Below are 14,448 nucleotides of genomic sequence, written 5' to 3'. Positions count from 1 at the left end.
GCTAGGTCTCCCTTGAGATGTCTGAACGGTTGTCGAGCGCCCAGCGCCTCCCGCGAACCGGGACATCGACAGGCCACAACGGCTGCAGCATGTGCCAATCCTGCGGGTGGTGGGCAATCGCGACAGCGAACTCGTCTGCAATTGCCTGCACCGTTCGCTCAAGCGTGGTTACTTTCAGCGCAGGTGCAACGCTCATCCCCCAGCGAGGATCCGTCTGCGAACCTGCAAACCACGTATGCACTGTGTGAAGGCTCGCGCCTGTCTCCAATGCCAACTTTGCTGGCCCTACAGGAAAAGTCGTATCCTCGCCGAAAAATGTCACTGGCACGCCTCGACGCCCAAGGTCGCGCTCGCCCATCAAACACACGATGCCCCCGCCTTGGAGGACCTCTTTGAGCCTTGCATAGGGAGGAGTTTTCTCCCCGGTGAGGGCAAGTACTTCGAAACCCAGGCTTTCGCGATACTCCACGAACGCATCAAACAGCTTCTCAGGCCTGAGCCGCTCAGCAACCGTTGTAAACGTTCCATAGTGCTTTGCAAGCCACATTCCCGCCATATCCCAATTCCCGGAATGCGGCAGAGTCAGTACGACCCCGTTGCCAGCATCGATCGACTCCTGCAAATACTCCCTACCAACCAGACCTGCAGTGAGTCGCTCATCCAAGTTTGGATCATCCGCAATGCGAGGCAGTTGGAAAGCTTCGAGCCAATATCTTGCGTAGGAACGCATGCTGTCACGCACCAGCTCCTTGGTGACGTTTTCTGCACCGACGACGCGTGTGAGATTGCGGCGCAGCATGTCCATTCCGGCGCCGTCGTTTGATACCCAATCCGCACCAGCAGCAGCTAACGGACGCGATATGCGTTCCGGCAGCGCCCCGACGATCTTCCACCCGGCGATGTAACCCGCCGAAGACACACGCATTCCAATGCCGCTCATCTACGCCCCTGCTGGTGGCGCCATCTTCGCGTTCGCCTGATCGTCTCGCGCGGCGAAGACCAGCCGCTGCGCCACGGTAAACAGCGACCCTGCTAACAGAATCCAAATTGACACCACGACAGCGTTGGGCACCCCAAACCCCTCGAGCGCTAGCCCGCCCAAAGCAAGGATCAAACGCTCTGGCCGTTCAATGAGGCCGCCGACGACGCTGATGCCGCCGGCTTCAGCGCGCGCCTTGATGTAGCTGATCGCCTGCGAGAGGACCAACACAGCTAGGCAGGCTGCAACATGGGCCGCAGACAAGTCCGCAACGTAGACCATCCACATAGCGATCGACCCAAACAGGGCGCCGTCCGTGAGACGGTCACAACTGGCGTCTAGTGTTGCGCCGAAAGCCGTCCCACCACCACGTAATCGCGCCATGGTGCCGTCCACCATGTCACACGCTGCAAAAATCGTGCTCAACACCGCTGCCCACACGAGATGATCCGTCGGGATGAGAACCATCATCGCCAGCATCGTGGCAATCGTGCCGGCAAGAGTGATCATGTTCGGCGTGACGCCGGCTTTCAACAAGCCCTTCGCCACCGGTTCCACGACAACAGCTGCCGGTTTACGCCCATGCACACTAAGCATCGTGGCTTCTCCCCTCGCCCTGTTCGACCTCGCGCCACCCCTGCGCCAGCAGCTCGCGAGTCTCTCGCAGGAGCTGCGGCAGAACCTTGGTTCCGGAAAGCACAGTCATAAAATTCGAGTCGCCGGACCAACGCGGAACCACATGCAGATGCAGGTGATCTCCAACCGACCCTCCGGACGCTTTGCCCAGGTTCAAACCGACGTTAATCGCCTCTGGGTTCGACACATGCTTCAGCGTCTTTACCGCATGCTTGGCAAACGCCATCAGTTCGGTTGTTTCTTCGTCGTCAAGCGCCTCAAGCTCCGCGACCTTGCGATACGGCACAACCATGAGATGTCCGGCGTTGTACGGATACAGGTTCAACACCGCGTATACACGCGTGCCACGGGCAATAATCAATCCGTCTTCGTCGCTGAGTTTCGGTATCTCTAGAAACGGGTCATTGCTTTTCGACGATCTCGGCGCCGACGCAATGTAACTCGACCGGTAGGGCGCCCACAGACGTACAAGACGGTCAGGAGCCCCTACACCGGTATCGATGTAGGGGTCCTCGCCATGATTACTGCCGCTGGGCTGCAACGTTTGCCTCACTCGGCTGATCGTTACGTTTCGCCGCGATCCAGTCCGCGATGATCTCCACTGCCTCATCGACATTCACGCCGTTGATCTGCGTGCCATCAAGGAAGCGGAAGCTCACAGCGTTGGCATCAACGTCACGCTCACCCGCAAGCAGCATGAACGGGATCTTGTTCGTGGTGTGCGTACGGATCTTCTTCTGCATGCGGTCGTCCGAGTGGTCAACCTCTGCACGAATACCGCGCTCGCGCAGCTTTGCGACGACCCCATCAAGGTGGTCGGCAAACGCATCAGCAACCGGAATACCCACAACCTGGTGTGGCGCCAGCCATGCGGGGAACGCACCCGCGTAGTGCTCGAGCAGCACGCCGAAGAAACGCTCGATCGAGCCGAAGAGTGCACGGTGGATCATCACCGGACGCTTCTTCGAACCGTCAGAGGCGGTGTAGGTCAGGTCAAAGCGCTCAGGAAGGTTGAAGTCCAACTGGACGGTCGACATCTGCCAGGTGCGACCGATGGCGTCGCGTGCCTGCACCGAAATCTTCGGGCCATAGAAAGCGGCGCCGGCAGGGTCCGGAACCAGCTCAAGGCCAGACTTCTTCGCCACCGACTCGAGAATGCTCGTGGAACGCTCCCAGATGTCGTCGTCGCCAATGTATTTCTTCGGGTCCTTCGTGGACAGTTCGAGGTAGAAGTCATCCAGACCGTAGTCCTGCAGCAGCGAGATGATGAACTCCAGAACGCTGGTGAGCTCTTCTTCCAGCTGCTCCTCAGTGCAGTAGATGTGAGCATCATCCTGGGTAAAGCCACGAGCACGAGTCAGACCGTGCACCACACCAGACTTTTCGTAGCGGTACACCGTGCCGAACTCGAACAAACGCAGCGGAAGTTCGCGGTAGGAACGACCACGAGAGTCGAAGATCAGGTTGTGCATCGGGCAGTTCATCGGCTTGGCGTAGTAGTCCACCGGCTGCTTAGTCACGTTGCCGTCAGCGTCAACCTCACCGTCGAGCTTCATCGGCGGGAACATGCCGTCCGCGTACCAATCCAGGTGACCAGACTTCTTGAAAAGGTCACCCTTGGTCACGTGCGGGGTGTTGACGAAGGAGTAGCCGGCTGCCACGTGACGCTCACGCGAGTGCTGCTCCATGGTCATACGCACGATGCCACCGTCCGGGTGGAATACCGGAAGACCAGAACCGACCTCGTCTGGGAAGGAGAACAAATCCAGCTCATTGCCAAGACGGCGGTGATCGCGCTTCTCAGCCTCCTCAAGCATGGTCATGTACTCGTCGAGCTTTTCCTTCGACTCCCACGCCGTGCCGTAGACACGCTGCAGACCAGCGTTGTCCTGGTCGCCTCGCCAGTAGGCAGCGGACGAACGGGTCAGTGCGAATGCCGGGATGTACTTCGTCGTTGGCACGTGCGGGCCACGGCAAAGGTCATGCCACTCCACCTCGCCCGTGCGGGGATTGACGTTGTCGTAGTGGGTCAGCTCGCCTGCACCGATTTCAGTAGCTTCGTCAGAATCTGGGTCGACGTTGCCCTTGTCGTTGATCAGTTCGAGCTTGTACGGCTCATCCTTGAGATCCTCGGCTGCTTCCTCCACGGATGCGTAGACACCGCGGACAAACTTCTGGCCTTGCTTGATGATCTTCTTCATACGCCGTTCAAGCGTTTTCAGATCTTCAGGCGTAAACGGCTCGGCGACATCAAAGTCGTAGTAAAAGCCATCTTCAATCGCAGGGCCAATGCCCAGCTTGGTTCCCGGAAACTCCGTCTGAACAGCCTGTGCAAGTACGTGCGCACAGGAGTGGCGGATAACCGAGCGACCAAGCTCAGTGTTTGCCGGGACAGGAGTGAACGTGGCGGTTTGCTCCGGCACGTGGGAAAGATCTTTGAGTTCGCCCTCTGCATCCAAGACGCAAACGACGGCGTCGTCGCCCTTGTTTGGCAAGTTCAACTCCCGCATCGCTGCACCCACGGCGGTGCCTGCGGGGACCTCGAACGTTGCAAACTCGACTACTGCTTCGTTTGACATAGGTGTCGTGCGCTCCTTTGCGCGTCATTCGGCTGCGTCATACCTGGACGCAACCCCATCGTGCTGTTCACTGTCCCGACGGCGCAGACGCACGCCGGTCGATAGGGATTCTACCCCCGAGTGCCGGAAAGTACGGCTTCGCCCCAGTACGTATCACCGGAGTTACCACTACCCGGCTCCACAGTGCCCGGTGGCACCCAGTACACCGCGGAACCAATGTGAGTCGTCCATTCGTTAAGGCGATCCATCTCCAGCAGACGGCGAAGCACCGGCGTGAACTGGATATCCGGGTCCTTCTGAAAAGTCAGAAAGACCAAGCCTGCATTTGAGAGACCTTTCGAGTTCGGATCCGGCGGAAGGTTGTAGTTGTACGGTCTGCGTAAGAAACGCTGCTCCGGATGGTCCTTCGGCGGCATTGCTCGCGCCATGTGCGAGTTCCTGTCAATGACGGGCAGACCGTATTCATCAATTGCATCGAGATCTGGTTTGTCGAATTCGCTGTCGCCAGTGAGCGGGGCACCGTCGCTCAACCTGCGGCCGACAGACTCCTCGCGTGAAGCCCGGTCGAGCCGCTCCCAATCGTCGAGATCCATCGCGATCCGGCGCACTACCAGTGAGGAAGAGCCATCCTCGTGAAACACCTGCTCCGCGAATTCATCGTCCGAATGTGGGTTGACGGTTCCATCGACTTGACCGAAGAGGTTGCGCGGGGTTTGGCCTTTCGGAATATTGCCGTAGGCGTTCATGAACCCTTGCTGCACCCACGCAGTTTTTACGTAGTCCATCCCTGCGCGGGTCATGTGGCGCATTACCCATGCACACACCATCGGGTCATCCGAGCAGATCTGGAGAACGATATCGGTTTGTCCCCACTCTGGGACGAGCTTTTCTCGCGGCATCGGCTCAATGTCGTGCAGCCACGCCGGCTTGCTTTCGGGGGCGGCGACGTCAAAGATTCGCTCGCCTAGCCCGCATGTGATTGTAAGGTTTGCCGGCTTGTCTACCATTTCTGGCTCAAGGCTTGACAAAGGGTTGCGGCCGGAGACGAGCTCTCGCGCATCTTCCGTCCACAACCGCATAAGACGGCGAAGACCATCAACCTTCACGCCGTCCTTGAGGTTGAACCCAACGAGGTTGAGATTCGCTTGTGTCGTCGTTTGGATGCCTGCCTGATGAGCGCCATCGAATGCGATAGTTGATTCGGTGAGTGCCCGTGATGCAGTTTCGCGATCATCCTCACCGCTACACGCAACGAGCGCCATGCTTGATGACGCAACCCCCGCCCCCCCAGCCGCACCGGCCAGAAACACCCGGCGGGAAACTCCGCCACGCTGTGGCTCAACCATTGAATTCGCTCCTCCTAGTGCTTGTGCTCAGCGGTTTCGCTGTGCTCGGCGTGTTCGCCATGCGCTGCATCGTCGCCGTGCTTGTGCTGGCTGTGGTCCATGACCTTGCCATCCTCGCCGTAGTCCTCATCGCCCGGCAGCATGGTACGGACGGCTACTTCCGGAATGTCAATCGTGGTGCCACCCTCAGTCAGCAGCGTGACGTCAACGGTGTCTCCAGCAGGAATCTCGTCCGGGTAGCCCATCACCATGAAGTGGTCACCGCCTGGCTTCAGCTCGTAAGTGCCACCGGCCGGAATGACGATGCCCCCCTCCTTCTCCTGCATAACGCCATCCACAACCTCGTGGATTTCGTACATGGCTTCACCCAGCGAGGTAGTGAAGCCAATCACGTGGATGTCTTCATCCGTGCCATTTTTCAAGGTGCCAAAGATCGCCGTCATATCACTGCCATTTTCTGCGTCCTTGGCAGCCTTTGCACGCACAGTGCCATCGACGAGTTCAACGTCCGAGGTGGCGGCAGCATCCGTGGCAGTCTCACTTGCCGACGTTGCAGCGGACGAGGTAGCTGTGTCGGTTGCCGCCTCATTGGAGTCGCTAGAGCAGGCGGTCAGCGCCGGGGTCAAAGCGAAAGCAGCGACAACTGCCGTGGCCATCAAACGATTCTTCATCATGTTTCCTTACTGCGCGCCTTTGCGCACGTCATCGGTTATGGTCTTGCTCTTCTTCGAACGATTCGTCACGGCCAACACCGCGATGACCGCAAGCACGATGGTGCCAAGAGCAAGCAGCCAGAGAGCAGAAAAGCTTGAGTTTTCATTCGTTTCTGCAGCGTTAGTAGCGGTCGAATCCTGTTGCGATTGCGAGCCAGCGTCATCTGGTTGATAGCTAAACGAGGTCATACCCTTAGTTGCGTGCCCGTCGGACGACACGATTTGGAAGCCAACTTTGTAGTCTCCGGCCTCCGGCTGCAGATCTGGCGGAAGGTCGAGTGTGACGTTTCGGCCCTCAATTACCGGTTCGCCGGTGAACAGCACATCCGTGCTTCCATTCTCCGTACGTGAGATGGCGACGGTATTGAAACCTTCCTTGGGCTCGCCAGAAAACTCCAGCTCGATCCGCTCAGGAAAGTCCTGCACCACAGACTTGTTTTCGGGGTTGGATCCGATAACAACGTCATGCGCAACCGCGGGAGCCGAGGTAACCAGAGCAGTTGCCAACGCCGCGGCAGCAATACCGCCCACTCGTGCAACTTGCCTGCAATGTGCAGGTTTGGGCATTTCGTCTCCTTGTTCAAACTATTGAGTGCGTAATTTTCGCGCTCGAAATGAGTAGTCGCCTAAAACGGCCGAATAGTTCCCACACTGGCACAAAACCCCCAATATTGGCAGCTAGGAATCGCAGGCCCCCGCCCTGACTGCCTGAAGAAAAAGAAAAACCGTCAGTTTCCTGACGGTTTGCGTTGTGGTCCTAGCTGGGATCGAACCAGCGACCTTTCCGGTGTGAACGGAACGCTCTTCCACTGAGCCATAGGACCGAACGAATTGCTAGATTACACGGATGGAGCGCCACGGACGAATCCGCAGGCCACAACCACTTTCCCCCCAAGAGAGCCTTCCCCTGCTTAGTTTGACACCTTGAATCGCGTGCGGCTCCCGAGAATTACATCGCTGAAACCTCATTAACCAACCCGCACCAAGTGCCGTGAACTGCCGATTTGGATACAAGCGGTGAATGAGGATAAGGTTTGTTCTCGCAATCAGCGCGGTAAGCGCGGAGAGCATGCGGATGTAGCGCAGTTGGTAGCGCATCACCTTGCCAAGGTGAGGGTCGCGAGTTCGAGTCTCGTCATCCGCTCCAGTTCCATCAAGGAACGTGGGCGCGATTAGCTCAGCGGTAGAGCACTACCTCGACACGGTAGGGGTCACTGGTTCGATCCCAGTATCGCGCACAGAGGGTTTCCCCCTCGTCAACTGAATACAAGATGCGGATGTAGCGCAGTTGGTAGCGCATCACCTTGCCAAGGTGAGGGTCGCGAGTTCGAGTCTCGTCATCCGCTCCAAGTACTTCGGAGTTCCCGAATACTTTGGAGGTAACTCCACGGTGGATTGGTCGAGTGGTTAGGCAACGGTCTGCAAAACCGTGTACACGGGTTCGATTCCCGTATCCACCTCCAAGCTGTCACCAGCCAAGCGCGATTAGCTCAGCGGTAGAGCACTACCTCGACACGGTAGGGGTCACTGGTTCGATCCCAGTATCGCGCACAGAGGGTTTCCCCCTCGTCAACTGAATACAAGATGCGGATGTAGCGCAGTTGGTAGCGCATCACCTTGCCAAGGTGAGGGTCGCGAGTTCGAGTCTCGTCATCCGCTCCACTATGACGTTGAAAATGATAAAACGGCGTTTGCGTTAGCGCGTATCGCTTAGGGGGGTGCGAAAAATCGCCTGCGTTAGCGAGTGTATAGCGCGTTAGCTCTTACCTGCAGAAGCGCTTTCCTCTCTTTCGGCTGAGCGGGCGTTTGCGTTAGCAGGCGTTGATTTGGTCGAGGCGGACGCTATGGTCGGCGACCTCGGTCACAAGTTCGGCATCGTGGGTGATGACAATGACGACGGCACCAGTGTCAGCGAGTTTACGCATTACTCGGGAAATCGCGACCAGGTGCTTGTAGCCAACACCGGATGTGGGCTCGTCGAAGATATAAGCTTTCTTGTTCGTAGCAAGCGCTGTAGCAATAACCAGGCGTTGGCGTTGCCCGCCAGAAAGTGCTTGGGGATGATCAGTCTCGTGGTCGGCAAGGTCGAGTTCTTCAAGGATCGCGTGGGCATCGATGTGTTGCTTTTCGGCTTTGGTCGTGCCGAGCGTGACTTCGTCGATGACGGTATCTGAGAACAACTGTCGGGTAGGGTCTTGCATCACAAGGTAGGCGTCGCGGCTGGTGAATTTTTGTCCGCCGAGTGTGATGGATGCATGTTTGGCTTTTTCTAGTCCGCAAACAATGCGTGCCAGAGTTGATTTCCCTGAACCGCACGGGCCAAGGAGTGCCGTGATTTTCCCTGCCGGAAACAACACGTGGTTAATATTGAGGACTGTGTTTCCGTGGCGGTAGGCAAAGGCGAGGTTGTCGATCGTGAGCCCTTCACCTTCTGGTTCGGGCAGGCTCGGCATGGATACGGGCACTAGGGATCGCAGTCCAAGCTGTTTGCGCTCCTCATCCGAGGTAGCGTAGAACTCTTCGCCGGTTGCGGTGAGGGCGATCTTGCCTTTGTCGAAGCAGTAAACGCGGTCGACGATCCCAGCAAGGAAACTCAGCCGGTGTTCAGCAATGATGATGGTGTGTCCATCGGCTTTGAGCCTGGCGATGAGTGTGGCGAGTTGGTCGATAACGTCAGCGGACAAGTTCGCGGTTGGCTCGTCAAAGACGATCAGCGACGTGTTGTTGCACATGGCGACGGCGCAGGCCACGCGCTGCATCTGTCCGCCTGATAGTTGTGTGACGCGGGATTCCAACATGTCGACGATACCTAACTCGGCTGCAACCTCGTCAATGCGGGCACAGATCTCCTGCGGGTCGCGGCCGAGATTTTCTGGACCGAAGGCGAGTTCTTGGCGCACGTGAGTGGTGTAGAACTGGGTGCGCGGGTTTTGAAACACTGTCGAACAGTGGTGGGCAAGCTCTGATAGATCTACTCGTGCCACGTCAATGTCGTCGACTGTGACGCTTCCGGTAAGGTCGCCGTCGTGAAAGTGTGGGATGAGCCCGTTAAACAGCCGCAACGCGGTGGTTTTCCCTGACCCTGACGCGCCACACAGCAAGGTGACGGTTCCAGGTGTGATGGTGATGGTTGCGTCGTTGATTGAGGGGTGGTCTGCTCCTCGATAGGTGAATGTGACCCCAGTTGCTTGGGCTATTGTCATAGGACGATTCTCCATATCGCGAAGCCGATAACGACGAGCAGAATAACTGCGTCGACCACCCGGAATTTCACGACCGTGACTGAGGTGGGCTTTGCGGTTCCGCCCAGTCCGCGCACGAGGGCGGCCGATGCCAGTTCGTCCCCGCTGCGTACCACGGTCGATAGCAGCGGGATTGTGAAGTACTGGGCTGCACGCAGGGAAAGCGCGGACATGCCGCGTAGTTTCATGGCATCTGAGATCGCTTTAACCTCGTGGCCGATCACGGGCAGCACACGTAAGGCAACCGAGATTGGGATCGTGAAACAGGTCGGGATCCGTGAGCTGGCGAGTGCTTTTTGCAAGGTGGCGGGTCGGATTACGCCGATCGCATAGGCTCCCATTCCTGCGCTGACACTGAATCGCCACATCCACTGCAAAAACAGCACGAGGAACGCGCTGGCCGTTGATTTCCAGACCAGGGGTATCACATAAACGAGTGTGCCGAGGACCGCAAACGTGGCGAGGTAGCCTGCTACCCAGCTCGGGCGCACGAGCGTGTTGGGGTTGATCGCAGCGCTCGCCAGCATCACGGCGGCGAATCCGCCCAGAGTACACACGAACCACGGCGAGTAGGCGCTGTAGATCGTGGTGGAGACGATGACGAGCGCTGCGATAATCGTGCGCGGGTCGGGAAGTTTAGACAAGACCGGCCCGTTCAAAGTGCTTACGCGCCACCCGGGTTCCTAACAGACCAGCAAGCCAGCCCACGATGAGCATCACAACGAAGAAGCCCAACAGAGTCGGGATAGTGACTACCTGGGCCATCTTCGCGGCATACTCGGCACCCATTTGTTCGGCGATCTGCGACATATATGCATCTTGGTTCATAAATAGCGGTATCCACGGTGACACGTAGATCGGCAGGATAAACAATGCATATGCCAGTGGAACGCGAACTTTCACGCTCTTCGGCCCCTTGGTGATCACCAAGTCAGCGAGCAGGCCGAATACAGCGGCCACCGCGACGCCGCCCACCCAGTGGCCGGTCACGAAAAAGAGGATTTCGATGATAATCAGCATGATTGTCAACGCCCCCATCTTCGGAGTGCGTGCTGTGAACAGCGCAAAGACGATGCCGTTAACGAGGATAGAAAGCAAGAAACCGGCATACATGGCGGCGGGGATGAACCCGAGCATTCCGAATGCAAACACGATGACGAACATCAAGGCGGTGAAGACGCCAATGTTGATGAAGTCGCGCGCGTTGAGGCGCGAGGATGTGGGTGTGGACATAGTTTTTCCTTTCATGATTGTGAACAGTGCTGTGTTTTAGACGAGTTGCCATCCGGCGGCGTTGATGCGTTCTTGCCAGAAATCGCGGTATTGACCTGGCTGGTTGACCAGCTCGTCGTGGCACCCGCGCTGGGCGATACGCCCACCGTGGGAGAGCACAATGATTTGGTCAGCTGACCGAATGGTTTCCAGTTTGTGGGCGATGACAATCAGTGTGGAGTGTTTGCGTAGCTCATTCATCGCCGCAACAATGTTGGCTTCATTTTCCGCGTCCAACGCGCTGGTGGCCTCATCGAACAGCACAATCGGAGCTTTCTTCACCAAGGCGCGAGCGATGGACACTCGTTGGCGTTCCCCACCTGACAGTGCACGCCCGCCAGCACCCGCCAATGAATTCCAGCCGTCTGGGAGGCGGTTGACGATTTCCGTCACGCCCGACAGGTCAGCGGCCCACCTGATTTCTTCATCGGTGGCTTCTGGGTTGCCAAGGCGAATGTTGGCTTCGAGAGTGTCGTTGAATAAGTAGACGTCTTGGAAGACGAGAGACACCTGGCGCATCAGGTCTTCGATGGTCTGCTCGCGCACGTCCACTCCGCCAACGCGCGCGCTGCCGGACTGCACATCCCAGAAACGTGCAACCAACCGGGCGATCGTCGTCTTCCCGCACCCAGATGGACCAACCAGGGCACACATGCCGCCTTGCGGGACATGGAAGGAAATATCACAAAGAACCGGGGTGTCCGGATCGTAGCTGAAGGTGACGTCCTCGAAACGAACATCACCAGGGGCGTTTATCGGTGTGGAGGCATCGGGTTCGGACAGTTCGGGGGCATCCATGACCTTGTCGACGTGGTTCATCTGCTGGCGGCGTTCTTCCAGCCCGGTCATGCAGCCGCCGATGTCTTGGAGCATGGTGGTGAACCGCAGGCACATGCCGATTGTGACCACGGCGTTCAGCGCATTCATTTGCCCGCCGAGGGCGAGTTGGGCGGTCAGCCAGATCATCACCACAATGAGCGCTTGGACGAACATTCCATTAATCAGGTTCGCTAATGTTTCGATCCACAATGCTTTGCGACCCTTGCGGTCAGCCTGTTTGAATGCCCGATCAAGGGCCGGGTAGTCGTCGGCGACATGGCAGGAGCGCAGCGCGCCTTGGCAGGTGGCGAATTCGACCATGCGAGCCGCCAACTCTGACTCGGCTGGTTCGGAAACCTGCTTACCTTTATCAAGAAGCACGCGGGAGATATGGAGGAAAGCGAGCATGATCGGGAAGGCGATCGTCAAGGTCAGTCCCAGTCGCCAATCCCAGAACCAGGTTCCCACAGTGATCACCAGCACGGCTGAGAGTTTTTGGACGAGGGAGAAAATGAAATGTGCCGCCGACTCGCCCAAGTTCATCATTTCCTGGGTGACCATGCGCGACAGCCGTCCAGAGCTACCCGAATCGAACACTCCCAACGGTAGGCGGGCTACCTTGTTGCCGACCGCTTGGTGGACGTCGTGAATGAATCCGAGCGCGCCGATATAGCCGGTGCGCATGCCATAAAACTCCGTGCCCACGCCCAGCATCGCGATCACCGCCAAGGCGATGAGCCAGCCCGAAAACGACAGCCCCCACACCGGCATTCCGGTTGCTAGGGCACTTGCGGCGGGAAGCAGAGTCAGCAGGGCAAAGCCGTGACACAGTCCTGAGACCGCACCCCACGCTTGACCAACCGAAAGGTCTCGCCACGAGGCGGGTTCCATCAAACGCTTAAAGCGTGGCAGCAATAGTTGATTCATCGTGTCATCTCCTCGCATGCACCTTGGGTAAGAAGTGCCTGATAGTGCGCATTACCCAACAGCTCATCGTGTTTACCGACCACAGCAATGCGCCCGCGTTCCATGACGACGATTTGGTCTGCCCCTCTGATCGAGGCCAGTCGGTGGGCGATCACAATCACGGTTCTGCCTTTGGCAAGAGTCGAGAGAGCTTGTTGGATTTTCGATTCCGATTCCGGGTCCGCCATCGCCGTCGCCTCGTCCAGCACCAACACTGGGGCATCAACCATGAGCGCCCGGGCGATTGCGATACGGGCTGCCTGGCCGCCCGAAACGTGGGTGTCCTCGCCCAACACGGTGTCGTAACCATCTGGCAGGCTCATGATGAACTCGTCGATCTGCGCTGCCCGCGCCGCCTGCCGCACCTGATCCAAGGTTGCGTCTGGCGCGCCCAGGGAAATGTTGTTGTGGATGGTGTCACGAATAAGCTGTGCATCTTGCAGGACGAATGCAACCGTCGAATACAACACATCCTGGGAAATGCTCTTTAGATCAACCCCGCCAATAGTGATCGTGCCAGCGTCCGGGTCATCGAAGCGGGCAATCAAACTCGCCAACGTCGACTTCCCCGCACCCGACGGGCCAACCAGCGCGGTCACCGTGCCTGCCGGAATGCTCAGGCTCACCTCGTCTAATGCCTGGGTGTCATCATAGGCATACGACACACCCCGAATCTCAATATCATGACCCTTTGGTGTCTGTGGCGCATCGGGCTGACTCAACGCCGGTAGCTCCATGACGTTCACCAGCCTCACTGCCGCAGACCCTGCGAGCTGGTAAGACCAGGCGATTGTCGCGACTGTCATCAATGCGCCCGGCAACACCAAGGCAATCAACGTCGTCGCTATCACCTCGTAGATGCTCACCCAACCGGCGTTCATCATCAACGCGCCACCGCCAAGGTTCACGATCAACAACACCGGGATCGACACCCACGAAAATGAGGCGACCGACATCGACACCAGCGGCATACACCACGCCCGGTAGAACTTAGAAAACTCGTTAGCTGCATCTAAATAGGCTTTATGTGCTTGGCCAACCTTGCCGAACGCTTTCACCACTGAGATACCGGCAACGAACTCGGCCATCGTTGCCGAAACCTGAGCGAGCTTGGTATCCATTTGCGCGGTCTTCTCATTCATCCCACGCATCGACATGCCATACATGCCCACATAAATCGGAATCGTCGCAATCGACAGCAACGCGAGTCGCCAATCCACCACAAACGCATACATCAACAAGGCGAGCGGGGATACGATCGCGTTCAGTTTCTCGATCGGCCCGTGCGCGATCACTGTGTGCACCGTGGCCGTATCATCCTGAATGGTCTTGCGGATCTTCCCCTCACCCTCGCGGGTAAACCACGACAGCGGAGCAGTCGACATTCGGGCGGCAATTTGCCGGCGCATCTGGTTACGCAACGACAGGTCAATAAAATGCGTCACGCCCAATGCAACAAAATATAAGGTCAACCGGGTCATGTATGCACTGACGAGGAGTATGACGATCCAGTTCACTCGCGCCGGGTCCACCTGGTCTTGCATAAGTTCTCTGCCAAGCTCCACCAGAGCCACATACGGGGCAATTGCCAACACCCCGGAGGCGAACGCTAAGACCTGCGCGACGAACAGTTTGCCTTTCACCGGCTGCGATAACTGACGAATCGCGTTCTGGCCAGCGACAGATTTTTCCTTCGCCGACCCATACTCACCTTCAACAACCTGATCCATTGCACTATCGTCCATGCAAACACCATCCTTATTAAGTAAGGCTAACCTTATCTAGTTTCTGGGAGATGTACCTAATCGTGCACGAAAACCGATACGAGCAGCTCCCCCGATTGTTGCCTCTGCTGTTCTCGCTCACTGCAATGGTCACGAGACTTCAATAGGCATC

The 14,448-nt window shown here is 57.6% G+C and carries 12 protein-coding genes and 7 tRNA genes; 6 read left to right on the top strand and 13 right to left on the bottom strand.

The features are described from left to right. Nucleotide 1: 1 nt before the first annotated feature. From HMPREF3120_RS05915 to HMPREF3120_RS05880, 8 genes are all read right to left on the bottom strand, one after another. Entirely contained in the window at nt 2-940 is a 939-nt protein-coding gene (locus tag HMPREF3120_RS05915; protein WP_070451324.1) for a phosphatidylinositol mannoside acyltransferase, read from the bottom strand. Beyond that, on the bottom strand, nt 941-1,576 hold the full coding sequence (gene pgsA / locus HMPREF3120_RS05910) for a phosphatidylinositol phosphate synthase (RefSeq protein WP_070451322.1): 636 nt from the start codon (nt 1,574-1,576) through the stop codon (nt 941-943). Beyond that, nucleotides 1,569-2,225 (bottom strand): ATP adenylyltransferase, encoded by a 657-nt coding sequence (locus HMPREF3120_RS05905; protein ID WP_083284803.1) that lies wholly within the window; start codon nt 2,223-2,225, stop codon nt 1,569-1,571. Before HMPREF3120_RS05905 ends, pgsA begins: the two co-directional genes overlap by 8 nt. Then, nucleotides 2,137-4,194 carry a threonine--tRNA ligase gene (thrS, locus tag HMPREF3120_RS05900; protein WP_070451320.1) on the bottom strand — a complete coding sequence of 686 codons (2,058 nt, stop codon included), beginning with the start codon at nt 4,192-4,194 and terminating at the stop codon, nt 2,137-2,139. Before thrS ends, HMPREF3120_RS05905 begins: the two co-directional genes overlap by 89 nt. Before the next feature lie 110 nt (nt 4,195-4,304). Further along, the gene (locus HMPREF3120_RS05895; protein WP_246815430.1) at nt 4,305-5,456 is read right to left on the bottom strand and encodes a Dyp-type peroxidase; all 1,152 of its coding nucleotides are present in this window, start codon (nt 5,454-5,456) and stop codon (nt 4,305-4,307) included. 98 nt (nt 5,457-5,554) lie between these two features. Then, nucleotides 5,555-6,211 carry a copper chaperone PCu(A)C gene (locus tag HMPREF3120_RS05890; protein ID WP_070451317.1) on the bottom strand — a complete coding sequence of 219 codons (657 nt, stop codon included), beginning with the start codon at nt 6,209-6,211 and terminating at the stop codon, nt 5,555-5,557. Between the two features lie 9 nt (nt 6,212-6,220). Then, nucleotides 6,221-6,820 (bottom strand): copper resistance CopC family protein, encoded by a 600-nt coding sequence (locus tag HMPREF3120_RS05885; RefSeq protein ID WP_070451315.1) that lies wholly within the window; start codon nt 6,818-6,820, stop codon nt 6,221-6,223. Between the two features lie 185 nt (nt 6,821-7,005). After that, nucleotides 7,006-7,077: transfer RNA gene (locus tag HMPREF3120_RS05880), tRNA-Val, on the bottom strand. Between the two features lie 247 nt (nt 7,078-7,324). Here HMPREF3120_RS05880 and HMPREF3120_RS05875 point away from each other — a divergent pair. The 6 genes from HMPREF3120_RS05875 (at nt 7,325) to HMPREF3120_RS05850 (ending at nt 7,915) form a co-directional block, all read left to right on the top strand. Beyond that, a tRNA-Gly gene (locus HMPREF3120_RS05875) sits at nt 7,325-7,400 on the top strand. A gap of 19 nt (nt 7,401-7,419) precedes the next feature. After that, nucleotides 7,420-7,491, top strand: a tRNA-Val gene (locus HMPREF3120_RS05870). Between the two features lie 35 nt (nt 7,492-7,526). Continuing rightward, nucleotides 7,527-7,602, top strand: a tRNA-Gly gene (locus tag HMPREF3120_RS05865). A 40-nt stretch (nt 7,603-7,642) separates the two neighbouring features. Further along, nucleotides 7,643-7,716: transfer RNA gene (locus HMPREF3120_RS05860), tRNA-Cys, on the top strand. 16 nt (nt 7,717-7,732) lie between these two features. After that, a tRNA-Val gene (locus HMPREF3120_RS05855) sits at nt 7,733-7,804 on the top strand. Between the two features lie 35 nt (nt 7,805-7,839). Further along, nucleotides 7,840-7,915, top strand: a tRNA-Gly gene (locus HMPREF3120_RS05850). A 149-nt stretch (nt 7,916-8,064) separates the two neighbouring features. Here HMPREF3120_RS05850 and HMPREF3120_RS05845 read toward each other — a convergent pair. From HMPREF3120_RS05845 to HMPREF3120_RS05825, 5 genes are read right to left on the bottom strand one after another with little or no spacing between them, the layout of a single operon-like run. After that, the gene (locus tag HMPREF3120_RS05845; RefSeq protein ID WP_070451313.1) at nt 8,065-9,456 is read right to left on the bottom strand and encodes an ABC transporter ATP-binding protein; all 1,392 of its coding nucleotides are present in this window, start codon (nt 9,454-9,456) and stop codon (nt 8,065-8,067) included. Then, the gene (locus HMPREF3120_RS05840; protein WP_070451588.1) at nt 9,453-10,139 is read right to left on the bottom strand and encodes an energy-coupling factor transporter transmembrane component T family protein; all 687 of its coding nucleotides are present in this window, start codon (nt 10,137-10,139) and stop codon (nt 9,453-9,455) included. The genes HMPREF3120_RS05845 and HMPREF3120_RS05840 overlap by 4 nt, the downstream gene beginning before the upstream one ends. Beyond that, nucleotides 10,132-10,728: an MptD family putative ECF transporter S component gene (locus HMPREF3120_RS05835; protein ID WP_070451311.1), complete on the bottom strand. Its 597-nt coding sequence runs from the start codon at nt 10,726-10,728 to the stop codon at nt 10,132-10,134. The genes HMPREF3120_RS05840 and HMPREF3120_RS05835 overlap by 8 nt, the downstream gene beginning before the upstream one ends. A gap of 36 nt (nt 10,729-10,764) precedes the next feature. Continuing rightward, nucleotides 10,765-12,513, bottom strand: coding sequence for an ABC transporter ATP-binding protein (locus tag HMPREF3120_RS05830; protein ID WP_070451310.1), 1,749 nt, complete (start codon nt 12,511-12,513; stop codon nt 10,765-10,767). Further along, a complete protein-coding gene (locus HMPREF3120_RS05825) occupies nt 12,510-14,297 on the bottom strand; it encodes an ABC transporter ATP-binding protein (protein WP_070451308.1) in 1,788 nt (595 codons plus the stop codon). Before HMPREF3120_RS05825 ends, HMPREF3120_RS05830 begins: the two co-directional genes overlap by 4 nt. Nucleotides 14,298-14,448 lie beyond the last annotated feature (151 nt).

Origin of the sequence: Corynebacterium sp. HMSC11D10, from assembly GCF_001806995.1 — a bacterium.
Taxonomy (GTDB): domain Bacteria; phylum Actinomycetota; class Actinomycetes; order Mycobacteriales; family Mycobacteriaceae; genus Corynebacterium; species Corynebacterium coyleae.
The sequence above is the reverse complement of the archived record's forward strand: the minus strand, read 5'-3'. Positions and strand labels throughout refer to the sequence as shown.